This window comes from Streptomyces aureus (assembly GCF_000725495.1).
GTDB lineage: Bacteria > Actinomycetota > Actinomycetes > Streptomycetales > Streptomycetaceae > Streptomyces > Streptomyces aureus_B.
In genome coordinates this window covers 58,606-80,628 of sequence record NZ_JNZD01000027.1, presented here as the reverse complement: position 1 = coordinate 80,628, position 22,023 = coordinate 58,606, and the positions used below count along the sequence as shown (strand labels likewise).

The 22,023-nt window shown below is 72.1% G+C and carries 16 protein-coding genes; 8 read left to right on the top strand and 8 right to left on the bottom strand.

Annotation, left to right across the window (positions count from 1 at the left end; genetic code table 11):
- Positions 1–161 precede the first annotated feature (161 nt).
- The 4 genes from IO36_RS28450 to IO36_RS28435 all read left to right on the top strand — a co-directional run bounded on the left by IO36_RS28450 (position 162) and on the right by IO36_RS28435 (position 6,110).
- Positions 162–833, top strand: coding sequence for a DUF3105 domain-containing protein (locus IO36_RS28450; protein WP_037623915.1), 672 nt, complete (start codon positions 162–164; stop codon positions 831–833).
- The gene (locus tag IO36_RS28445) at positions 830–1,465 is read left to right on the top strand and encodes a DUF305 domain-containing protein (protein WP_037623913.1); all 636 of its coding nucleotides are present in this window, start codon (positions 830–832) and stop codon (positions 1,463–1,465) included. The genes IO36_RS28450 and IO36_RS28445 overlap by 4 nt, the downstream gene beginning before the upstream one ends.
- A 427-nt stretch (positions 1,466–1,892) precedes the next feature.
- On the top strand, positions 1,893–3,836 hold the full coding sequence (locus IO36_RS28440) for a S53 family peptidase (protein ID WP_037623912.1): 1,944 nt from the start codon (positions 1,893–1,895) through the stop codon (positions 3,834–3,836).
- A 207-nt stretch (positions 3,837–4,043) separates the two neighbouring features.
- Positions 4,044–6,110 carry an NAD(+) synthase gene (locus tag IO36_RS28435; protein WP_037623911.1) on the top strand — a complete coding sequence of 689 codons (2,067 nt, stop codon included), beginning with the start codon at positions 4,044–4,046 and terminating at the stop codon, positions 6,108–6,110.
- 4 nt (positions 6,111–6,114) lie between these two features.
- Here IO36_RS28435 and IO36_RS28430 read toward each other — a convergent pair whose 3' ends face one another.
- The 4 genes from IO36_RS28430 to IO36_RS28415 all read right to left on the bottom strand — a co-directional run bounded on the left by IO36_RS28430 (position 6,115) and on the right by IO36_RS28415 (position 11,118).
- Positions 6,115–7,335 (bottom strand): MFS transporter, encoded by a 1,221-nt coding sequence (locus IO36_RS28430; RefSeq protein ID WP_037623910.1) that lies wholly within the window; start codon positions 7,333–7,335, stop codon positions 6,115–6,117.
- A gap of 188 nt (positions 7,336–7,523) precedes the next feature.
- Complete coding sequence (locus tag IO36_RS28425; protein ID WP_037623909.1) at positions 7,524–8,561, bottom strand: endonuclease/exonuclease/phosphatase family protein; 1,038 nt, start codon at positions 8,559–8,561, stop codon at positions 7,524–7,526.
- Between the two features lie 200 nt (positions 8,562–8,761).
- Positions 8,762–9,382 (bottom strand): TetR/AcrR family transcriptional regulator, encoded by a 621-nt coding sequence (locus IO36_RS28420; RefSeq protein ID WP_037624033.1) that lies wholly within the window; start codon positions 9,380–9,382, stop codon positions 8,762–8,764.
- Between the two features lie 134 nt (positions 9,383–9,516).
- On the bottom strand, positions 9,517–11,118 hold the full coding sequence (locus IO36_RS28415) for an MFS transporter (protein ID WP_051901018.1): 1,602 nt from the start codon (positions 11,116–11,118) through the stop codon (positions 9,517–9,519).
- A 302-nt stretch (positions 11,119–11,420) separates the two neighbouring features.
- Between IO36_RS28415 and panB the strand changes: the two genes are divergently transcribed.
- From panB to IO36_RS28400, 3 genes are all read left to right on the top strand, one after another.
- Positions 11,421–12,308 carry a 3-methyl-2-oxobutanoate hydroxymethyltransferase gene (panB, locus tag IO36_RS28410; protein WP_037623906.1) on the top strand — a complete coding sequence of 296 codons (888 nt, stop codon included), beginning with the start codon at positions 11,421–11,423 and terminating at the stop codon, positions 12,306–12,308.
- A 306-nt stretch (positions 12,309–12,614) separates the two neighbouring features.
- Positions 12,615–13,649 (top strand): ATP-binding cassette domain-containing protein, encoded by a 1,035-nt coding sequence (locus tag IO36_RS28405; RefSeq protein WP_037623905.1) that lies wholly within the window; start codon positions 12,615–12,617, stop codon positions 13,647–13,649.
- Positions 13,646–14,470: an ABC transporter permease gene (locus IO36_RS28400; protein ID WP_037623904.1), complete on the top strand. Its 825-nt coding sequence runs from the start codon at positions 13,646–13,648 to the stop codon at positions 14,468–14,470. Before IO36_RS28405 ends, IO36_RS28400 begins: the two co-directional genes overlap by 4 nt.
- 63 nt (positions 14,471–14,533) lie before the next feature.
- On the opposite strand, the gene IO36_RS28395 is transcribed toward IO36_RS28400, so the two are convergent.
- Positions 14,534–18,019 (bottom strand): AfsR/SARP family transcriptional regulator, encoded by a 3,486-nt coding sequence (locus IO36_RS28395; RefSeq protein WP_037623903.1) that lies wholly within the window; start codon positions 18,017–18,019, stop codon positions 14,534–14,536.
- Between the two features lie 823 nt (positions 18,020–18,842).
- Between IO36_RS28395 and IO36_RS28390 the strand changes: the two genes are divergently transcribed.
- Positions 18,843–19,640 carry a site-2 protease family protein gene (locus IO36_RS28390; RefSeq protein ID WP_037623902.1) on the top strand — a complete coding sequence of 266 codons (798 nt, stop codon included), beginning with the start codon at positions 18,843–18,845 and terminating at the stop codon, positions 19,638–19,640.
- Positions 19,641–19,668: 28 nt separating this feature from the next.
- Here the strand turns inward: IO36_RS28390 and IO36_RS47485 are convergent, their stop codons facing one another.
- The 3 genes from IO36_RS47485 to IO36_RS28380 all read right to left on the bottom strand — a co-directional run bounded on the left by IO36_RS47485 (position 19,669) and on the right by IO36_RS28380 (position 22,020).
- Positions 19,669–19,830 (bottom strand): hypothetical protein, encoded by a 162-nt coding sequence (locus IO36_RS47485; RefSeq protein ID WP_167347425.1) that lies wholly within the window; start codon positions 19,828–19,830, stop codon positions 19,669–19,671.
- Between the two features lie 253 nt (positions 19,831–20,083).
- A complete protein-coding gene (gene npdG, locus IO36_RS28385; RefSeq protein WP_037623901.1) occupies positions 20,084–20,788 on the bottom strand; it encodes an NADPH-dependent F420 reductase in 705 nt (234 codons plus the stop codon).
- Between the two features lie 68 nt (positions 20,789–20,856).
- Positions 20,857–22,020: a sialidase family protein gene (locus IO36_RS28380; protein ID WP_078943489.1), complete on the bottom strand. Its 1,164-nt coding sequence runs from the start codon at positions 22,018–22,020 to the stop codon at positions 20,857–20,859.
- Between the last annotated feature and the right edge of the window lie 3 nt (positions 22,021–22,023).

Genomic DNA, 22,023 nt, shown 5'->3' with positions numbered 1-22,023 from the left:
TCCGTTCGGGTACGGCACCCCTGTACGGCCGGACGTGTCCACCCCCTCTTCGGCCAATCCGGCGCGCTCCCCGGGCCATTCCCGCGCCCTCCCTGCCGGTGCCCCCGCCGCCCCGTCTACGATCGGCGGACCCGTCCGTCCCATCCCCATAAGGACTCACCATGGGTTCCGCCCAGAACACCAGCACCGGATCGCGCAAGGAGCGCATCGAGGAGCTGCGCCGTGCCGAGCGTGCCCGCGAGCGGCGCAACCGGTTCCTCGTGATCGCGGCCAGCACGGTCGTGGTCGCCGGCCTCGTCGCCGGTGGTGTCGTGCTCGTCCGGTCACAGTCGGACGACGCCAGGAAGGACACGGCGGGCGACGCGAAGCAGGCGTCGGGGCACTTCGTCACGGGCACGGACGGGGTGAAGACCTGGAAGGGCACGCTGACCCGCAACCACGTCACGAAGACGGTGTCCTACGCGATGGAGCCGCCGGTCGGCGGTGACCACCTGCAGGTCTGGATGAACTGCAACGGCGACGTCTACCCGAAGGCCGTGAACAACATGAACGCCGTGCACTCCCTGGAGCACGGTGCGGTCTGGGTGACGTACAACGGCAAGGCGCCCGAGGCCGACGTGAAGGCGCTCGCGGCCAAGGTCAGGAAGACCCCGTACACGTTCATGAGCCCGGTCGAGGACCAGAAGGACCCGATCATGATGAGCGCCTGGGGCAAGCAGCGCACGGTGACCGGCGCGAACGACAAGAACGTCGACGCGTTCCTGGCCGAGTTCGTCCAGGGCAAGCAGACCCCCGAGCCGGGCGCGGCCTGCACCAACGGCCTGTCGCAGTGAGGCACGTCGGGTGGGCCGCCGGGGCCGCGGCGGCCGCGCTCGTCGCGGCCGGGGCGATCACGTACGCGGTCGCGGACGGCGACGGTTCCGGTTCCGGTTCCGGGACGAGGACGCCCGCCGCCGACTCCGCGGACGCGGGCTTCGCCCGGGACATGGCGGTCCACCACCAGCAGGCCGTCGAGATGTCGTACATCGTGCGGGACCGCACGAAGGACACGGAGGTGCGGCGTCTCGCGTACGACATCGCGCAGACGCAGGCCAACCAGCGCGGCATGCTGCTCGGCTGGCTCGACCTGTGGGAGCTGCCGAAGGTGTCCGCGGACGCGCCGATGACCTGGATGGGCATGGGTGACATGGCGTCGGGCAAGGACGGCGCGCTGATGCCGGGCATGGCCACCAACGCGGAGATGAAGCGGCTCGGGGCGCTGAACGGGAAGCAGGCCGAGGTCTTCTACCTGCAGTTGATGACCGACCACCACAAGGGCGGCATCCACATGGCCGAGGGCTGTGTCGCCAAGTGCACGGTGGGCGTGGAGAAGCGGCTCGCGCAGGGCATGGTCGACGCCCAGCAGTCGGAGATCACGATGATGGCCGACATGCTGAAGGCGCGGGGCGCGAAGCCGCGCGACTGAGAAGTGTTCAAGAAGGGGTCCGGGGCGCCGCCCCGGACCCCTTCGGCTTGCGCACCCCGGACCCCTTCGGCTTTCGCGTGGCGGCGGTCAACCGCGCCGGCGGGCACCGCATTTCGGCAGGTTCCGGCCGGAAGCGCGCCGCAAGGACTCGATCCGCTCACGGAAGTCGGCCGCCCCTTTACAGGGCTCTGATCGGGATCGAGGGAAAACCCTCGATTCTGTGTGAGGGTGCACGTCAAACCGCCCCAAATGATCGCCAATTGCCGCCACTTGGTCTTTCCTTGGGGTTTTCATTCCCCTGGCATGAACGGTTCACCGTAAGAGTGGCCCCATCTGTGATCCATTCCTCACACTCCGGAAGGAGGTGGGGGTTTCGCGTGGATCACCGCAACCACTACATGCGACGAATCGCATCGCAGGGGGTTCTATGAGATCCAAGCGCGCCACCGCGCGTGCCGGAGTGAGCATGGCGGCGACCCTGCCCCTGCTCGCCGGCGCGCTGGCGCTCGGCATACCCGCGGCCCACGCCGCGGACGGCCCGGGCCGGGTAAGCCTCGCGGGCACCAAGCCCGCGTGGGCGACCGCTCACGCGGACAAGGGAGCGGCGTCCGACAGCTCCCAGGTCGCCGCCCGGGTGTACCTCGCCGGGCGGGACGCCAAGGGCCTGGCGGCGTACGCCAGGTCGGTGTCCGACCCGCACTCGGCTTCGTACGGCAAGTACCTCAGCGCCAAGAAGGCGCAGTCGCGTTACGGTGCCACCAAGGCCCAGGTCACCGCGGTGACCACCTGGCTGAAGTCGGCGGGCCTGAAGGTCACCGGAACGACGCAGCACTACGTCTCCGTCACCGGTGACGTGGCCGCCGCCGAGAAGGCGTTCGGCACCCAGCTGCACAACTACACCAAGGGTGGCAAGGTCTACCGGGCGCCGTCGAAGACGGCTTCCGCGCCCGCCGCCCTGAACGGCGCCGTCCTGACCGTCACCGGCCTGGACAACGCCCCGCACAAGGCGCGGCACGCCGACCAACTGCCTCCTCCGGACGCGGTGTTCAAGAACTCCGGGCCGTTCTCCTCGTACTACGGCTCGAACATCGCGAGCACCCTGCCGGACGCCTACGGGACGAAGATCCCGTACGCGGTCCAGGGCTACACGGGCAAGCAGCTGCGCGCGGCCTACGGAGCGGGCAAGCGCACCGGCAAGCACGTGCGCGTCGCCATCACGGACGCGTACGCCTCGCCGACCATCGCCTTCGACGCGGCCACCTACGCCTCCAAGCACGGTGACGCGGCGTACTCCAGCGGTCAGCTCCGTCAGGTGCTGCCGAAGAAGTACACGAAGACCGAGGAGTGCGGAGCGGCCGGCTGGTACGGCGAGGAGACCCTCGACGTCGAGGCCGTGCACGCCGTCGCGCCGGGCGCGGACATCACGTACGTGGGTGCCGCCTCCTGCTACGACGACGATCTGCTCGCCTCGCTCAACAAGATCGTCGACGGGCACCTGGCCGACATCGTCTCCAACTCCTGGGGCGACATCGAGGCCAACCAGACCCCGGACCTGGCCGCGGCCTACGACCAGACGTTCCAGTTCGGAGCGGTCGAGGGCATCGGCTTCTACTTCTCCTCCGGTGACAACGGCGACGAGGTCGCCAACACCGGCACGAAGCAGGTCGACACCCCGGCCAACTCGGCGTGGGTGACGGCGGTCGGCGGTACCTCGCTGGCGGTCGGCAAGGGCGACAAGTACCTGTGGGAGACCGGCTGGGGCACCGAGAAGGCCACGCTGTCCACGGACGGCAAGAGCTGGACCGGGTTCCCGGGCGCGTTCACCTCGGGTGCGGGCGGCGGCACGAGCAAGACCGTGGCGCAGCCGTACTACCAGAAGGGCATCGTCCCGAACGCGCTGGCCAAGGCCAACAACGCGGCGGGCAACCGGGTCGTCCCGGACATCGCGGCGATCGCCGACCCCAACACCGGATTCCGCGTCGGCCAGACGCAGACCTTCCCGGACGGGACCGAGCAGTACAGCGAGTACCGCATCGGCGGCACCTCGCTCGCCGCTCCGGTGATCGCGGCCGTCCAGGCCCTCGCCCAGGAGGCGCGCGGCGGCAAGGCGATCGGTTTCGCCAACCCGTCGATCTACGCCAAGGCCGGGTCGAAGGCGTACCACGACGTGACGGACAAGCCCACGGGCGCCTCCGGACTCGCCGTGGCGCGTGTCGACTTCGCGAACGGTTTCGACGCGGCCGACGGCCAGGTCGTCTCCGTCCGCAGCCTCGGCCAGGACAGCTCGCTGAAGGCCGTGAAGGGCTACGACGACGTCACCGGTGTGGGCTCGCCCGCCCCGGGCTACGTCGACTCGTTCAGCCGTCGCTGACCGGCACTCATGAGCCGTCGCTGAACGGCACGTCATGAACGGCGCGCCCGTCTCCCCCGTGGAGACGGGCGCGTCGTGCGTCCTGGGGACCGCACGCGGAACCGGCTGTCCCGAGGGCCGCGCGCACAGCCTCCGCCGCCCCGCGAAAAGCGGCCCGCCATACCCCCGGCCACCCCATCGCGTCGCTCTGACGATTACACTGGCCGGGTGCCTCCTTCGAACTTCCGGTCGCTCTACCAGCACGGCTTCGCACGCGTAGCCGCCTGCACGGGCCACACCGTCATCGCGGAACCGCTCGCCAACGCCGAGGCCGTCCTGCGCCAGGCGCGCAGCTGCGCCGGGGAGGGCGTCGCCGTCGCCGTGTTCCCCGAGATGGGCCTGTGCGGCTACTCCATCGAGGACCTGCTGCTCCAGGACGTGCTGCTCGACCAGGTCGAGGAGGCGCTCGCGAGGGTGGTCGCGGGGTCGGCCGACCTCCTGCCGGTCCTGGTGGTGGGCGCCCCGCTGCGCCACCGCAACCGGGTCTACAACTGCGCGGTGGTCGTGCACCGCGGCCGGGTCCTCGGTGTCGTGCCCAAGTCGTACCCGCCGAACTACCGGGAGTTCTACGAACGCCGGCAGATCGCCGCGGGCGACGACGAGCGCGGCGGCACGATCCGGGTCGGCGGCGCGTCCGTGCCGTTCGGGGTGGACCTGCTGTTCGCCGCCGAGGACGTACCGGGGCTGGTGCTGCACGCGGAGATCTGCGAGGACATGTGGGTGCCGGTGCCGCCGAGCGCCGAGGCGGCCCTCGCGGGCGCCACCGTCCTCGCCAACCTCTCCGGCAGCCCGATCACCGTCGGCCGGGCCGAGGACCGCAAGCTGATGTGCCGCTCGGCGTCCTCGCGCTGCATCGCCGCGTACGTCTACGCGGCCGCCGGACTGGGCGAGTCGACCACGGACCTGTCCTGGGACGGCCAGACCATGATCTACGAGAACGGGACGCTGCTGGCGGAGTCCGACCGCTTCCCGCTCGACGACCGGTACTCCGTGGCGGACGTCGACCTCGACCTGCTGCGCCAGGAGCGGCTGCGCACCGGCAGCTTCGACGACAACCGGCGCACCCACACCACCCGCACCGCCGACTTCCGGACCCTGCCCTTCCGGCTCGACCCGCCGAGCGGCGACCTGGGTCTGCGGCGCCGCATCGAGCGCTTCCCGTTCGTGCCCGCGGACCCCGACCGGCTGGCCCAGGACTGCTACGAGGCCTACAACATCCAGGTCGCCGGACTCCAGCAGCGGCTCCAGGCGATCGGTGGCCCGAAGGTGGTCATCGGGGTGTCCGGCGGTCTCGACTCCACGCACGCGCTGATCGTCGCCGCCCGCGCGATGGACCGGGCGGGCCGGCCGCGCAGCGACATCCTGGCCTGGACCCTGCCCGGCTTCGCCACCAGCGACCACACCAAGGGCAACGCGCACGAGCTGATGCGCTCCCTCGGCGTCACCGCGGCCGAGCTCGACATCACGCCCACCGCCCGGCTGATGCTGGAGGAGATGGGCCACCCGTTCGCCTCCGGCGAGCCGGTCTACGACGTCACCTTCGAGAACGTCCAGGCCGGGCTGCGCACCGACTACCTGTTCCGGCTCGCCAACCAGCGCGGCGGCATCGTGCTCGGCACCGGTGACCTCTCGGAGCTGGCGCTCGGCTGGTCCACGTACGGCGTGGGCGACCAGATGAGCCACTACAACGTCAACTCGGGTGTGCCGAAGACGCTGATCCAGCATCTGATCCGCTGGGTCATCGGCAGCCACCAGTTCGACGAGGACACCGACCGCACCCTCGCGGCGATCCTCGACACGGAGATCAGCCCGGAGCTCGTCCCGGGTGAGGAGATGCAGTCCACCGAGTCGAAGATCGGCCCGTACGCGCTGCACGACTTCACGCTCTTCCACGTGCTCCGCTTCGGCTTCCGGCCCTCGAAGATCGCCTTCCTGGCCTGGCACGCCTGGCAGGACCCGGACGCGGGTGCCTGGCCGCCCGGCTTCCCCGAGGCCGAGCGGGTCGCGTACGACCTGCCGGAGATCCGGCGCTGGCTCGAGGTGTTCTGCCGCCGCTTCTTCGGGTTCGCGCAGTTCAAGCGTTCGGCCATGCCCAACGGGCCGAAGGTCTCGGCCGGCGGTTCGCTCTCGCCGCGCGGCGACTGGCGCGCCCCGTCCGACGGTTCGGCCCGCGCCTGGCTGCGCGACCTGGCCCGCTTCGACGCCCCGGAGGACGAGGCCGCGTCCGCGGACTGACGGTTCAGCGGCGCAGCGCCTCCGGCCGGCCGGGCACGTGCGTGGCGACGACCCGTGCACGCTCGGCCGGCCGCTTGGCGCGGCGCAGGTCCACCGCGTACGCCGTGCCCGCCACCGCGGTCCCGAGGACCGCGAGTGCGGCACCGGCGAGCGCCGGGGCGCTCGCCCCGAGGCCGGCCGCCAGGGTCAGACCGCCGACCCAGGCGCCGCCCGCGTTGGCCAGGTTGAACGCGGCCTGGTTGGCGGAGGAGGCGAGGGAGGGCGCGGCGGCGGCCTTCTCCATGACCATGAGCTGGAGCGGCGAGCCGGTGACGAAGGCGGCCGTGCCGAGCAGCAGCACCGCGGCCGCCGCGCTCCACTGCGTGCGCATCAGCAGGGGGAAGGCGGCGAGCACGACCACCAGCGAGGCCAGGCCGCCGAACAGGGTGGCGCGCATCGCCTGGTCCGCGAGCCGGCCGCCGAGCAGGTTGCCCGCCGTGGCCCCGACACCGAACAGCGCGAGCAGCGGCGTGACGCTGCCCTCGGTGTAGCCGGCGGCCTCGGTCAGCATCGGCGCGATGTAGCTGTAGGCGGAGAAGAGGGCCGCGAAGCCGGCGACGGTCGTGCCGAGGGCGAGCCACACGGGCAGCGGGCGCAGGGCGGCGAGTTCGCCGCGCAGACCGCCGCCGGAGACGGGTCCGGGGACCGCCGGGATCAGCAGGAACAGCGCGACGACGGCGGCGACACCGATCGCGGAGACCCCGAGGAAGGTGGCCCGCCAGCCGAGGTGTTGTCCCACGAGGGTGGCGGCGGGGACTCCGGCGATGTTCGCGACGGTCAGGCCGAGGAACATCAGCGACACGGAGCGGGCCTTGCGTTCGGGGGCGACGAGGCCGGTGGCCACGACGGCGCCGACGCCGAAGAACGCTCCGTGCGGAAGTCCGCTCAGGAAGCGGGCGGCGAGCAGCCAGTTCTCGTCGGGGGCGAGCGCGGAGAGCGCGTTGCCCGCGACGAACAGGCCCATCAGGGCGATGAGGACCGTGCGCCGGGGCATCCGGGCGGTGGCCGCGGCGAGCAGCGGGGCGCCGATGACGACACCGAGCGCGTAGGCGGAGACCAGGTGTCCGGCGGACGGTATCGACACGCCGAGGTCGCCGGCGACGTCGGGCAGCAGGCCCATCATGGCGAACTCGGTGGTTCCGATGCCGAAAGCGCCGACGGCAAGGGCGAGCAGGGCCAGAGGCATGAGAGGCCTTTCGAAGGAGCTGGGGCGAGCGGGGCGGCGTACCGGTGCGGCCGTCCGGGTACCGGCGCGCCCGCGCGCGAGGGGTGCGCGGGACGCGGTCGGTCGGACACCGACCTATTAAGTTTAGCCGGTGAACAAAGTCTGCTCGATCCAGTATTCCTGGAGGTTGAAAGGCGGTTCCGGGCGGATTACGAGGCGGTGGCGTCCATCGTGACGCGGGCCGCGATCGGAAGGTGGTCGCTGCCGGTCGCCGGCAGGGTCCAGGAGGTGACCGGCTCGACGCCCTTGACCATGATCTGGTCGATGCGGGCCATCGGGAACGAGGCCGGCCAGCTGAACCCGAAGCCGTCGCCCGCCGCGCCCTGCGTGGAACGCATCTGCGCGGTGACCGCGTTGAGCGCCCGGTCGTTCATCGTGCCGTTGAGGTCGCCCAGCAGGACGACCCGCTTCAGCGGCTCGTCGGCGATCGCCTCGCCCAGCGCGTTCGCACTCTTGTCGCGCTGCCGGGCGGTGAAGCCGGCCTTCATCTTCACCCGCACCGAGGGCAGATGGGCCACGTACACCGCGACCGGGCCCGCCGGAGCCGTCACGGTCGCCCGCATGGCCCGCGTCCAGCCCAGCTTGATGTCCACCGGCCGGACGTCGCCGATCGGGTACTTGCTCCACAGCCCGACCGTGCCCTGGACCGAGTGGTACTTGTACGTCGACGCGAGCGCCTTCTCGTACACCGGCACCGCCGAGGCCGTCAGCTCCTCCAGGGCGAGCACGTCGGCGCCGGAGGCCGCGACGTCGCGGGCGGTGCCGGACGGGTCCGGGTTGTCGGCGTTGACGTTGTGGGTCGCTACGGTCAGATCGCCGCCCGTACCGGCCTTGTCGGTGAGCAGTCCGCCGAAGAGGTTCAGCCAGACCGCGCCGGTCAGCACCACGGCGATCAGCGCGGTGGCGGACCTGCGCACGAACGCCAGGACCAGCAGGACCGGGATGAACACCCCGAGCCACGGCAGGAACGTCTCGGTGAGCGAGCCGAGGTTGCCGATCCGGTTCGGGATCCGGGCATGGGTGAGCATCACCAGGGCGAGCAGCAGCGCGAGCGCGGCGAGGACCAGCCCGCGCCGCCAGATGCCGCGGTCCCCGCGCCAGCCGTCGAACAGGCGCCGGAGCCGGGACTCTCTGCGCTCCGGCCCCCGGCCGTCGCTGCCCGTCTCCGTCATATACGCCTGCGCCATACCGTCGCCTCACAAAATGCCGTGCGCACCGTCTGTCCCTCGGCTACGACCCTAGGGGATGTCCGGTGTCGTTCTCGCCGTCCGGGACGGCCGTACAGGCAAGGGGACGTAGAACGTGACGCCGGGAGTTCCGCATCCTGGCACGAGGTGCGGCCTCTGTGACGAAACGCGCACATTCATGCCGTCAAAAACGGTTCGTGTCACGGACGGACGGGACGCAGGCCCTCCAGGAGGGTATCCACGATCCGCTCGGCGAGGCCCTCGGGCAGGTCGGTGTCGGGGCGCATGACGGAGCGGACGAGCATGGGGCCGACGAAGATGTCGTTGAGGAGTTCGATGTCGACGTCGTCACGGAGTTCGCCGTTCCGCTGGCCGCGGCGGAGCACCTCGTAGCCGAGCTGGCGCCGGGGCGCTATGACCGTGGCGTCGTACGCGGCCCACAGCTTGGGGCTGGACTTCATCTGCGCGTAGACGTTGTGCAGGATCGCCGACGAGCGGCTGACCAGACCGCGGCGGCGCAGCGACTCCAGCAGGACGACGAGGTCGTCGCGCATGGAGACGCCGGGGAGTTCGGGGTCGGCGGGTTCGGCGCCGCGCAGGACGTCGACGAAGAGTTCCTCCTTGCCGCTCCAGCGGCGGTAGATCGTCGCCTTGCCCACTCCGGCGGTGCGCGCCAGCCGCTCGATGGAGATGTCCGCGAGCGGGACGCCGTCCTCCAGGAGCTTCATCACGCCCTCGATGATGGCGCGTTCCACCGCCTCGCTGCGGGGCCGTCCCCGGCCGGGGCACACCTGCCTGTCTCGGCTGTCCGCGAGGCTCACGTCGAACTCCGTTCCCATCGTCGACCAGGTGTCATTCTCCCCCGTTCACGGCGGCCGCGGGCACGCGGCGCGGCCCGCCCGGCGTGGGCACCCCCGGTCCCCGGGAGCGCCCACGGCCGCGCGGGCCAGGTACGTCAGTCCTGTCCGAGGTCGGCCGTGACCAGCTCGGCCTCGTCCTTGCCCTCCGGCCGGGCCGCGGGACGGCCGGGCAGGAACAGGGCGACGATCACCGCGCCGACGACCGCGACACCGGCGCCGCACAGGGCGGTGACGTGCATCGCGTGCAGGAACGCGTCGTTGGCCGGGGTGATCAGGGCCTTGCCCTGCGGGCCGAGCTTGGCGGCGACGCCGAGGGTGGCCTCGATGGACTCGCCCGCGGTGTGGCGCAGCGGGGCCGGGACGAGCGCGAGCTTGTCGTCGATGCCGTTGCGGTAGGCGGTGGACAGCACGGAGCCGAGGACCGCGATGCCGAGGGCGCCGCCGACCTGGCGGAAGGTGTTGCTCAGCGCGGACGCGGAGCCGGCCTTCTCGCGCGGCAGCGCCTGCATGATGACGACGCTGGTCGGGGTCATGATGTGCGCCATGCCGGTGCCCATCAGGAAGAAGACGACCTCGAGGATCCAGATCGGGGTGTCCGCCTCCAGGGTGGCGAACGCGGCCAGCATCGCGGCGATGATGATCAGGCCGGCCGTGCAGGTGGCGCGGTTGCCGAAGCGGTCGACGACCAGCCGGGCGCGCGGCGCGAAGATCAGCTGGGCCACGGCCAGCGGGAGCATCAGCAGACCGGTCTGCAGCGGCGAGTAGCCCCGCACGCTCTGGGTGTAGAAGACGGAGAAGAAGGTCACGCCCATGAGCGCGAAGAACACGAGCGCGATGGCCGAGATGGCCGCCGAGAAGACCTTGTTGTTGAAGTACGTGACGTCGATCGACGGGTGGTCGCTGCGCTTCTCGAACAGCACGAAGCCGACGAGGACCGCGACTCCGGCGCCGATCGTCGCGAGGACCTGCGGGTCCGTGAAGTCGGCGAGCTGGCCGCCCTTGATGATGCCGTAGACCAGCAGGACGAGGCCGATGATCGACAGGACCACGCCGACCGGGTCCAGCCGGCCCGGGTTCGGGTCACGGGAGTCGGGGACCAGCCAGATCATCAGACCGATCGCGAGGACCACGATCGGCACGTTGATCAGGAAGACCGAACCCCACCAGAAGTGGTCGAGGAGCACACCGCCGGTGATGGGGCCGATCGCGATGGCGAGGCCGACGCCGCCGGCCCAGATGCCGATGGCCTTGGGCTGCTCGTCGCGTTCGAAGACGTTCATCAGGACGGCGAGGGTGGCGGGCATCACGAACGCGGCGCCGAGGCCCATCACGGCGCGGAACACGATCAGCTGGGTCGGGGAGCCGGACTCGGCGGCCAGCGCGGAACCGATGCCGAAGACGGCGAGACCGCCGAGCAGCACCTTCTTGCGGCCGAGCCGGTCGCCGAGGAGGCCCGCCGTGAACAGGAGACCGGCGAAGACGAGGGTGTAGGCGTTGATCGCCCACTCCAGCTCACCCTGGGTGGCCCCGAGCCCGGTGGGGGCGGGGGTCGAGATCGTCTTGATCGCGACGTTCAGGATGGAGTTGTCGAGCACCACGATCAGCAGGCTGAGCATGAGCGCTCCGAGGATCGCCCAGCGGCGCCGGTGCACCGCCTCGGGCACCCGTCGGTCGAGCGAGGGAGCGGAAGTTGTCATGACGACCAGCCTAAGGTCAATTCGAAACGGAACCGTCTCGTATCGGAAAGCCTTTACGGAGAACTTACGAAGAAGCCGGGGCCCCGGTACGGAACGGGCACGGTCCAGGCCCGTGAGGGGTGGGCACAGGTCGGCCGCCGTGAGGGGTGGGCACAGGTCGGCCGGAAACCTGGCGGGAACGTGGCGGGAACGACACCGGGACCGGCGGGGCCGGTCTAGCCGCGCGTGTGCCGAGGTGCCACCATGGAGGGGATCCGGGGACGCCGTCAGGGTGCCTCGAGATGACATAAGGAGCCGTTGCGATGACGCAGCTTTCGGCTGCCCGGAAGCAGCAGCCTGCGGAGGGTGCCCTCAAGGCCACCGCCGACAAGGCGCTGTACGGGGGCAAGAGCACCCGCCGTATCACGGTGCGCGACATCACCGCCGCCAAGGAGCGCGGCGAGAAGTGGCCCATGCTGACCGCCTACGACGCGATGACCGCGTCCGTGTTCGACGAGGCCGGCATCCCGGTCATGCTCGTCGGCGACTCGGCGGGCAACTGCCACCTGGGCTACGAGACGACCGTCCCGGTGACCATGGACGAGATGACCATGCTGTCCGCCGCGGTCGTGCGCGGCACCAGCCGGGCCCTGATCGTCGGCGACCTGCCCTTCGGCTCCTACCAGGAGGGCCCGGTGCAGGCGCTGCGCTCGGCGACCCGGCTGGTCAAGGAGGCCGGGGTCGGCGCGGTGAAGCTGGAGGGCGGCGAGCGCTCGCACCGCCAGATCGAGCTGCTGGTGGAGTCCGGCATCCCGGTGATGGCGCACATCGGCCTGACCCCGCAGTCCGTGAACGCCATGGGCTACCGCGTCCAGGGCCGCGGCGAGGAGGCCGCGCACCAGCTGCTGCGGGACGCCAAGGCGGTCCAGGACGCGGGCGCCTTCGCCGTCGTCCTCGAACTGGTCCCGGCGGAGCTCGCGGCCGAGGTCACGCGCACCCTGCACATCCCGACCGTGGGCATCGGCGCGGGCGCCGGGACGGACGCCCAGGTCCTGGTGTGGACCGACATGCTCGGACTGACCGGCGGCCGGGTGCCGAAGTTCGTCAAGCAGTACGCCGACCTGCGCCGGGTGATGGGCGACGCGGCCAAGGCGTTCGCCGAGGACGTGGTGGGCGGGACGTTCCCGCTGGAGGAGCACTCCGTCCACTGAGGCACTCGGGACGCCCGAGGCGCTGAGGCACCGAGGCACTCGGGACACCCGAGGCACCGAGGCACTCGGATCACCCGAGGTACCTGATCCACCGCGGCACCACCGAGGCACTCGGGACTCCCGAGGCATCAGAGCCATCGCGGCACCAGGGACAACCCGCCGATCTTCCCCCGTCGGCGGGTTGTCGCCGTTTCCGGCGCCTTCCGGGCACCCCATCGGTCGACTGTCGGCGACCTATCGGTGACAGTCGGAGCCTGTAGGCGGCCTGTCGGTCGTTTGTCGGTGGCGGCTGGCACCTTGACGGACATGACGCGAATCGACAACACGCCCCGGCAAGCTGCGACCGGCCGCAGCGCCGTCACCGTACGGGGGCTGGTCAAGCACTACGGCGAGACCAAGGCCCTGGACGGGGTCGACCTGGACGTACGCGAGGGCACCGTTCTCGGCGTACTGGGTCCCAACGGCGCCGGCAAGACCACCCTCGTGCGCTGCCTGTCCACCCTGATCACCCCCGACGCCGGAACGGCCACGGTCGCCGGCTTCGACGTGCTGCGCCAGCCCCGGCAGCTGCGCCGGGTGATAGGCCTCACCGGCCAGTACGCCTCGGTCGACGAGAAGCTCCCCGGCTGGGAGAACCTCTATCTGATCGGACGGCTGCTCGACCTGCCCCGCAAGGAGGCCCGCCGGCGCGCCGACGAGCTCCTGGAGCGCTTCTCCCTCACCGAGGCGGCCAAGCGCCCGGCGTCCACGTACTCCGGCGGTATGCGCCGCCGGCTCGACCTCGCCGCCTCGATGATCGGCAGCCCGGCCGTGCTGTACCTGGACGAGCCGACGACCGGCCTCGACCCGCGCACCCGCAACGAGGTGTGGCAGGAGGTCAAGCGCATGGTCGCCGACGGCGTCACCGTGCTGCTCACCACCCAGTACATGGAGGAGGCCGAGCAACTGGCCTCCGAGCTGACCGTCATCGACCGCGGCAAGGTCATCGCCGGCGGCCGGATCGACGAGCTGAAGGCGCGGGTCGGCGGCCGGACGCTGCGGATCCGCCCGGCGGACCCGCTGCAACTGCGCCCGCTGGCCGCCATGTTCGACGAGCTGGGGCTCACCGGCCTCGCCACCACGATCGTGGACGCCGAGACCGACAGCGTGCTGGTCCCGGTCCTCAGCGACGAGCAGCTGACCGCCGTCGTCGGCGCGGTCACCGCACGCGGCATCACGATCGCCTCCATCTCCACCGAACTGCCCAGTCTGGACGAGGTGTTCCTCTCCCTGACCGGCCACAAGGCCAGTACCCCGCAGGACGAGAACCCCGCCCGCGCCTACGAGGAGGTCTCCGCATGAGCGCCACCACCGTCGAAGCCCCCCTCGCCGTCAAGGGCGACCCCCGCATCTCGCCGCGCGCTCACCTGCGGCACACCGGCGCGCTGATCCGCCGCAATCTGCTGTGGATCCGCCAGGACCCCGAGTCGATGTTCGACGCGATCCTGTTCCCGGTCATCTTCACGCTGCTGTTCGTCTACGTCTTCGGCGGCTCCATCGGGCAGTCGCTCGGCGGCGGCCAGGAGCGGTACGTGCAGTACGTCGTGCCCGGCCTGATGGCCATGATGGGCATGAACATGGCCCAGGGAGTGGGCACCGGCTTCAACACCGACTTCAACTCCGGTGTCATGGACCGGTTCCGGTCCCTGCCGATCGGGCGCGGCTCGGTGCTGTTCGCCAAGATCGCGGTCGAGCTGATGCGCATGCTGATCGCGACCGCGGTCCTCATGGTCGTCGGTGTCCTGGTCGGCTTCCACATCACCAACTGGCCCGGTCTGTTCGCCTCCGTGGGACTGTCCGCGGTCTTCGGCTCGGCCCTGATGTGGGTGTTCCTCACTCTCGGCGTGATCATGAAGAGCGCGCAGTCCGTGCAGGCGATGGGCTTCCTGGTGCTGATGCCGCTCCAGTTCGGCTCGTCGATCTTCGCGCCGACCAGGTCGATGCCGGGCTGGCTGCAGAACTTCACCGAGTACAACCCGCTGTCCTCCCTCGCCGACGCGGCCCGCGGGCTGATGGTGGGCGGCCCGGTCGAGCACGGCCTGTGGGTGACGCTCGCCTGGTCGCTGGGTCTGACCGTGGTGATGGCGCCCATCGCCATCCACAAGTTCCGCACCAAGAGCTGACGTCCGGCGCACGGACCCGGCCCCCGTCGGCGGGGCCGGGACGGGCCGGTTCGCGTCCGCGCCTCAGATGAGGGCGGTGGCCTCCTCCAGGGAGAGGCCGCCGCCCTCCGCGTATGCCGTCTCGTACGCCGCGTCACCCAGCCGAGCCCGCGCGCCCTTCTCGGCCCGGTCGCGGACCTCGACCTCCATGGGAGCGGCGAAATGGCCCGGCGGCAGCAGCGCGTCCGCGGCGCCCAGCACCCGGGCCGCGTCCGTCGCGCGACCGCCGCCGTCCAGACCGTTCAGGGCGATGGCCGCAGTCATCAGATGGGCGGAGGGCATGTGCGGCGCGATCATCCGCGACAGCCGGTCGGCCGACCCCAGCGCCCGGCGCACCTTCTCCAGAGCGCTCTCGCACTGCCCGTCGATCGCGTCCAGCCAGGCCTCGACACCCAGCATGAATCCGTCGAACAGGACGAAGGAACCAGCTCCGAAGTCCTGACGGAGCAGCCGTATCTGCTCGCGCGCCTCGTCCGTCCGGCCGGTGCGGCCGAGCCAGGTCGCGAGGAAGAGGTGAGCCGCCGGCAGGGCCTCGTTGTGGGCGCCGTGCCCGTTCGCCAGGACGTCGCGGATCATCCGCTCGCCCCGCTCGGTCTCCCCCAGCTCCATGTACATGCTGCCGAGCCGGACGTCGAGCACCGCCGCTTGGGCGCGCGCTCCCAAGCGCTCGGCGTACTTGGCCGCTTTCGCGTAGTCCGCGGCGGCGGCCCGGAAGTCGCCCTTGCGCTCATGGGCCTCCCCGCGCGCGGAGAGTGATTCGGCGGCACCCCAGGCGTCCCCGATGCGTCCGAAGAGCTCCAGTGCCTCGTCGGCGTCCACGGTGGCGTCGCCCGCCATGTCCGTGCGGTTGGCGAGGATGTTGGCGCGCATCTGCAGGGCGCTGGCCAACTCCCAGTCGTAGCCGAGTTCCCGGCAGGTGCCGACCGTCTTGTTGATCACCTCGGTGAGCCGCTCCATCGTGCCGGTGAGCAGCACGGCGTAGAACCAGAGGTAGCCGGGGGTGCGGCAGGTCTGCGGCATGCCGGGCTCGTAGGTCGCGCTGATGGTACGGAGCTTCTCCTGGGCCTCCGGGGTCTGCCAGGCACCCATGTCCATGTCCATGTAGGCGAGATGGACGAGGTGCACGCCGCGCCGGGCCTCTTCGAGGACCTCCTCACGCATCGGCGGCGGGAAGTCCGTGCAGCGCTCGTACAGGGGGACGGCCGGACGCACGGGCGGGGCGAAGGGGTCCGGGCCGAGGCCCATCACCTCCAGGGACCAGGCACGGGCGTCGATGCGCTGGTCACGGATCTGCCAGTACCAGGCCAGCGAGTGGGCCATGCACAGCGCCTCCTGCTCGTCGCGTTCGGCGACGGCGTGCCGCAGGGCGCTGCGCAGGTTCTCGTACTCGCGCTCGATGCGGTCGATCGCGGAACGCTGTCCGGGCCCGCGCAGCAACGGGTCCGTGGTGCGGGCGAGTTCGCGGTAGTACGTGAGGTGGGCGCGCTCGGTGGCCGCGCGGGCGCCGGACTCGTCGAGGCGTTCGCGCGCGTACTCGGCGACGGTCTCCAGCAGCCGGTAGCGCATCTCGGTGTCCCCCTCGCCCGAAGGGGCCGCCACGACCAGGGACTTGTCGACGAGCGAGCCGAGGACGTCCAGCGCCGCCGGGCCGCACACCGCCTCGGCGGCGGCGAGATCACAGCCGCCCGCGAACACGGAAAGCCGTCCCAGGGTGTCCCGTTCGGCCTCGTCGAGCAGGTCCCAGGACCAGTCGACGACGGCGCGCAACGTCTGCTGGCGGGGCAGCACCGTACGGCTGCCCGAGGTCAGCAGCCGGAACCGGTCGTCGAGCCGGTCGGCGATCTGGCGCGGGGTGAGCATCCGCAGCCGGGCGGCGGCGAGTTCGATGGCGAGCGGAAGACCGTCGAGACGCCGGCAGATCTCGGCCGCCGCCCCGGGGTCGTCCTCGACACGGAAGCCGGGCCGGGCGGCGGCTCCCCGGTCGGCGAGCAGCCGCAGCGCGGAGGGTTCCGGCAGCGGGTCCACCGGCCGCAGCAACTCCCCCGGCACGCCGAGGGGTTCACGGCTGGTGGCGAGCACGGTCACACCGGGACAGCGCTCCAGCAGCGCCTCGGCGAGATGCGCGGCAGCGTCGACGACGTGCTCGCAGTTGTCGAGGACGATCAGCATCCGGCGTTTGGCGCAGTGTTCGGCGAGCCGGGTGAGCGGGTCGTCGTGCCGGTCGGACACCGCGCGCATCTCCTCGGCACCGGCTCCGCGCAGCACGGTCTCGCGGGCGCCGACGGCGGTCAGCACGGCCTCGGGCACGGCCTTCGGGTCGTCGACCGGGGCCAGCTCGGCCAGCCACACTCCGTCGCGCAGGGTCGGGGCCAGGGCCTCGGCCGCCTCCTGCGACAGCCGGGTCTTGCCCGCGCCACCGGGCCCGAGCAGGGTCACGAGCCGGGCCGAACCGAGGTCGCCCCGAATGGCATCGATGTCTTTCTCGCGCCCCACGAAGGAGGTGAGCCGGGCCCGGAGGTTGCCGGGCGGCGGTGCGGCGGGGCGGGTACGGAAGGGTGACGGCTCCGCAGGGACTCGGGCGGCCCGGCCGGCGGTGCGGGCCGCCGGGTCGTCGCGGGTGACCCCGTACGGCGGCGGGTGCCCGGCGCCCTGGACGAAACGGCCGGCACCCGGGCCCGGGACTCCGGTCCTGTCCGCGGAGGCGACCGAGGGACCGGCACCCGGGGCGGGGGCGCCCCCGGCGGAGGCGTGCGCGGAGACCCCGGAACCGGCTCCGCCGACGGGGCCGGTGAGCAGTTCCGTGTGCAGGGCGCGCAGTTCCGGGCCCGGGTCCGAGCCCAGGCGGTCGGCGAGGAGCGCGCGGACGGACTCGTAGGCGGCGAGCGCCTCGGCCGGCCGGCCCGCGTCGCGCAGCGCCCGCAGCCGCAGGACGTGCAGCGGCTCGTCCAGCGGGTGCAGGTCGCACAGGGCGGTGAGCTCGGGCAGGGCCTCCTCGGCACGGCCGAGGGCGAGGGCCGCCGCGAGCCGGGCGCGCCGGACGTCGAGCCGGCGGGTCTCCCAGCGTGCCGCCTCGGCGGCGCGGTCCGGGAGGTCGGCGAGCGCCGGGCCGTGCCACAGGGCGAGGGCGTCGTCCAGGGCGGCGGCGGCCTTGGCGGGGTCGCCGTCGGCGAGGGCCCGGGTGCCCTCGCCCGCGAGCCGTGCGAAACGGTGCAGGTCGATGTCGTCGGCCGCCGCCGCCAGCCGGTAGCCGCCCTCGACGGACTCGACCGCGTCCGCGCCGAGCGCCCGGCGCAGCCGCCCGACCAGCGCCTGCAGCGCGCCGGGCGCGTCCGCGGGCAGGTCGCCGCCCCAGACCTCGTCGACCAGGACGCTCGCGGGAACGGTCCGGCCGGGCCGCAGCGCGAGGACGGTCAGCAGGGCACGCAGACGCGCCCCGCCGACCGGGACGGGCGTGCCGTCGGGGCGGAGTGCCTGCGTGGTGCCGAGGATGCGATAGCGCACGGGGTCCATTGTCTCCGCTGAGGTCAGGTGCGGGGGCCGGGTACGGGGAGTTCGGCGGGGACCGCGGCCCCGCCCTCCCCGGACCGTCCGGGGATGCGGTCCACGGGCTGCGACGAGCCCGGCCCGGGCACCGGTTCCCGGGTGCGCGCGCCGGGCGCCGTCCGCGCGGAGTCCCGGTGCACCAGGTGGATCGTACGGACCGAGCCGCCCGTCCCGGGCGACCGCCCCCGGCCGGGGGCCGTCGATGTTCCGGGCGGCGACCCCGTCCACCGATCCACGCCCACCGCTTCACGGGAAGGCCCGCTGGTCCGCGCGGGACACGCGCCGGCCCGCGGGGGCAGGACACGTGGCCCGGGGAGTACGGCCACCCGCACCCGCGGGCCAGGACACGCGCCGAGCCGCGGAGAACGCCCGCCGGTCCGCGGGGCAGGACACCAGACCCGGGAGGTCAGGACACCTGCCCCGAGAAGTTCGGCCAGCTCGTCCCCGCGGGATGGGACACCTCCGGACCACGGAGAACGGCCGCCGGTCCGCGGGGCAGGATGCCTGACCCCAGGACGTACGGCCACCCCGTCCCGACGGGACAGGACACCTCCGGACCACCGAGAACACCCACCAGCCTCCGCTGAGAACACCCACCGGCCCCTGCGGAGAACGCCCGCCGGTCCCCCAGGCACGCCCGGCGGTCCCCGGTGGGACATCCGCCGCGTTCCCGTTGCCCCCGGCCTGCCCGGAACCCGCGCGGGATCGCGAGACGTTGTCGGCATGAGCCCGGTACGGTCGGGCAGGCCTCGAGCACACCGCCGTCGGCCCAGCCAGTCCAGGGAGCGTCATGACCACCGCAGCGACCCGCCGCAGCGACCGGAGGATCAGTCCCGTCTTCCTCGGCATCGCCGCCGTCATGGGGGTGGCCGGCTGGGCCACCTGGACCGGCTTCGCCGAGCAGCCCGGCGTGGCCGTGTTCCTCTTCGTCACGGCCGCCTGGGTCGTCTCCCTGTGCCTGCACGAGTACGCGCACGCCCGGACCGCCCTGCACAGCGGCGACATCTCGATCGGCGCCAAGGGTTACCTGACGCTGAATCCTCTGAAATATACGCACGCCCTGCTGAGCATCGTCCTGCCGGTGCTCTTCGTGATCATGGGTGGGATCGGACTGCCCGGCGGTGCGGTGTTCATCGAGCGCAGCCGCATCAAGGGGCGCTGGAAGCACAGTCTGATCTCTGCGGCGGGTCCGCTGACGAACGTGCTGTTCGCCGTCGTGTGCACGGCGCCGTTCTGGCTGCACGCCCTGGACGGTGTCCCGGCCGCCTTCCGCTACGCGCTGGCGTTCCTCGCGCTGCTCCAGGTCACGGCCGCGATCCTGAACTTCCTGCCGGTCCCGGGCCTGGACGGCTACGGCGTGATCGAGCCCTGGCTGTCGTACGGCGTCCGGCGCCAGGTCGAGCCCTTCGCGCCGTTCGGGCTGCTCGCGGTGTTCGGCCTGCTGTGGATCCCGTCGGTGAACCGCGAGTTCTTCCACCTGATCGACACGATCCTGGGCGGCCTGGGCATCGACGTCCGCGACTCCGACTGCGGACAGTGGCTGTACCGCTTCTGGGAGCCGAACAGCGACATCTGCGTCCGGTCCTGACCCGCGCCGGCGGGCTCCCGGCCCGGCGCTACGCCCTGCCGCGGCGCGCGTAGTACCAGGTCATGTTGGACGACAGGCCCGCCAGCAGCACCCACACGACACCCAGCCAGCTGCCCTGGACGAACGAGACGACGGCCGCGGCCACGGACAGGACACAGACGGCGAGGGCGTAGAGGGCGAGGCGGGGCATGGGGTCGGCTCCTGTCGGGGGGACACTGCTTGGCACCAGTGTCCCCCACCGGAGCGGGAGGCCCGCGCACCCCCCGGGACCTGTCGCCGACCCGGGGGCCGCTCGTGGAACGGGACGGCCGCTCCCCGAACCGCCCGGCCGCTCGCCGACCCGGACGGGCCGCTCCCATCGATCCGGACGGGCCCCGCCCATCGATCCGGGCGTCCGCGCTCATCGATCCGGGCGGACCGCTCGTCGATCCGAACGGACCGCTCTAGACGTCGGTCACCCGCAGGCCCGCGTGGGCCTTGTAGCGGCGGTTCACCGAGATCAGGTTGGCGACCAGCGCCTCGACCTGGTGGGCGTTGCGCAGCCGGCCGGAGAAGACGCCCCGCATGCCGGGGATGCGGCCCGCGAGGGCCTGGACGATCTCGACGTCGGCCCGCTCCTCGCCCAGGACCATCACATCGGTGTCGATCTCCTCGATCTCCGGGTCGGCGAGCAGCACGGCGGAGAGGTGGTGGAAGGCGGCGGTGACCCGGGAGTCCGGCAGCAGGGCGGCGGCCTGCTGCGCGGCGCTGCCCTCCTCCGGCTTCAGCGCGTAGGCGCCCTGCTTGTCGAAGCCGAGCGGGTTGACGCAGTCGACGACCAGCTTCCCGGCCAGTTCCCCGCGCAGCGATTCCAGGGTCTTGCCGTGGCCCTCCCAGGGCACGGCGACGATCACGATGTCGCTGCGCCGCGCGGTCTCGGCGTTGTCGGCGCCCTCGACGCCGTTGCCGAGTTCCTCGGCGGCGGCGTGCGCGCGGTCGGCGGCGCGCGAGCCGATGATCACCTTCTGTCCCGCCCTGGCCAGGCGGTAGGCGAGGCCCTTGCCCTGCGGGCCGGTGCCGCCGAGCACGCCGACGACGAGTCCGGACACGTCGGGCAGGTCCCAGGGGTCCTTGGCGGGGGCCTTCTGTGCACTGTCAGTAGAGGTCATGGGCCGACTGTACGTGCGCGGACCGGGCCGGGGCGCCCGGGGCGGCCGGGCGCCCGGGGTGAGGACGGTCACCCGAGCGCGGCCACCGGGATGCGCCGGAAGGTGATCGTCTCGTACGCGCCGAAGTCGCCCGTCTCGTAGAGGAGTCCGAGGGTCGTGGTGTCGACGCGGACGAGGTCGGAGTACGCGGCGGGCAGGCCGTCCACGGTGTGCGCGGACCGCCAGGTGGTGCCGCCGTCGGCCGAGGCGCGGACCGTCATCAGCGCGCGGAACTCCGGGTCGGCGGGCCCGGAGAACAGCAGCAGGTCGGGGTCGCGGAGCTGGAGCAGGCTGCCCTGGACGACCGGGGTGACCAGGCCGGCCTGTGGACGGAACGGCCTGACCAGGGTCCGGCCGCCGTCGCGGGAGTGGGCGTCGGCGCGGTTACCGGGTGAGGGCGAGTCGTTGCGGGTGTTGAAGTAGACGCGGCCGTCGGGGAGTTCGGCGGCGGTGGTCTCGTTGACGTTGACGTAGCCGTTGGTGTTCTCGTCGATGTAGCCGAGGTACCAGTTCGCGCCCCGGTCGTCGCTGAGCAGGCAGTGGCCGCTGTTGTACTTCGCCTCGGTGCCGTTGTCGGAGCCGGCGGGCGGCAGCGTGTGGTTGCCGGGGACCACGACCCGGCCGGTGCCGAGCTGGAGGGCGTGCCCGGGCGTGGTGGCGTACCAGCGCCAGCCCGCCTTCTTCACCTGCGCGGTGATCTCCCTGGGGGACGACCAGGTGAGCCCGTCGTCGTCGCTGTGCTGCACCCAGACGCGCCGCCCGTCGGCCGCCTTCACCCGGCCCCGCAGCAGCGCGTCCTCGGAGGCGCTCGCGGCGCTGCGGACGTGGACGAGCAGGACGCGGCCGGTGTCGAGGGCGACGGGCGCGGGGTTGCCGGCGAGGTTGGTCCCGTTGTTCGCGGCGATCTGGAGCGGGCCCCAGGTCCGGCCGCCGTCGAGGGAGCGCTTGAGCACGATGTCGATGTGCCCGTGGTCCTGCGCGGAGCCGACCCGGCCCTCGCAGAAGGCCAGCAGGGTGCCGGTGCGGGTGGCGACGACCGCCGGGATCCGGAAGCTGGCGTAGCCCTCGCGTCCGGCCCGGAACGGGACGCTCACCGCGGTGTCGGCGCCCGCGGGGGTGTCCGTTCCCGTACTCGTCCCGGTGCCCGTCGTCCCGTCGGTGCCGGTGCCGGGTTCCGCGCTCGACTGTGTCATGGC

Coding starts and splice junctions, on each gene's coding strand:
- IO36_RS28405 (WP_037623905.1), top strand. CDS start 12,615: ATGACGCGAATCGACAACACGCCCCGGCAAGCTGCGACCGGCCGCAGC.
- IO36_RS28440 (WP_037623912.1), top strand. CDS start 1,893: ATGAGATCCAAGCGCGCCACCGCGCGTGCCGGAGTGAGCATGGCGGCG.
- IO36_RS28430 (WP_037623910.1), bottom strand. CDS start 7,335: ATGCCTCTGGCCCTGCTCGCCCTTGCCGTCGGCGCTTTCGGCATCGGA.
- IO36_RS28415 (WP_051901018.1), bottom strand. CDS start 11,118: ATGACAACTTCCGCTCCCTCGCTCGACCGACGGGTGCCCGAGGCGGTG.
- IO36_RS28400 (WP_037623904.1), top strand. CDS start 13,646: ATGAGCGCCACCACCGTCGAAGCCCCCCTCGCCGTCAAGGGCGACCCC.
- IO36_RS28380 (WP_078943489.1), bottom strand. CDS start 22,020: ATGACACAGTCGAGCGCGGAACCCGGCACCGGCACCGACGGGACGACG.
- IO36_RS28425 (WP_037623909.1), bottom strand. CDS start 8,561: ATGGCGCAGGCGTATATGACGGAGACGGGCAGCGACGGCCGGGGGCCG.
- npdG (WP_037623901.1), bottom strand. CDS start 20,788: ATGACCTCTACTGACAGTGCACAGAAGGCCCCCGCCAAGGACCCCTGG.
- IO36_RS47485 (WP_167347425.1), bottom strand. CDS start 19,830: ATGCCCCGCCTCGCCCTCTACGCCCTCGCCGTCTGTGTCCTGTCCGTG.
- IO36_RS28390 (WP_037623902.1), top strand. CDS start 18,843: ATGACCACCGCAGCGACCCGCCGCAGCGACCGGAGGATCAGTCCCGTC.
- IO36_RS28395 (WP_037623903.1), bottom strand. CDS start 18,019: ATGGACCCCGTGCGCTATCGCATCCTCGGCACCACGCAGGCACTCCGC.
- panB (WP_037623906.1), top strand. CDS start 11,421: ATGACGCAGCTTTCGGCTGCCCGGAAGCAGCAGCCTGCGGAGGGTGCC.
- IO36_RS28450 (WP_037623915.1), top strand. CDS start 162: ATGGGTTCCGCCCAGAACACCAGCACCGGATCGCGCAAGGAGCGCATC.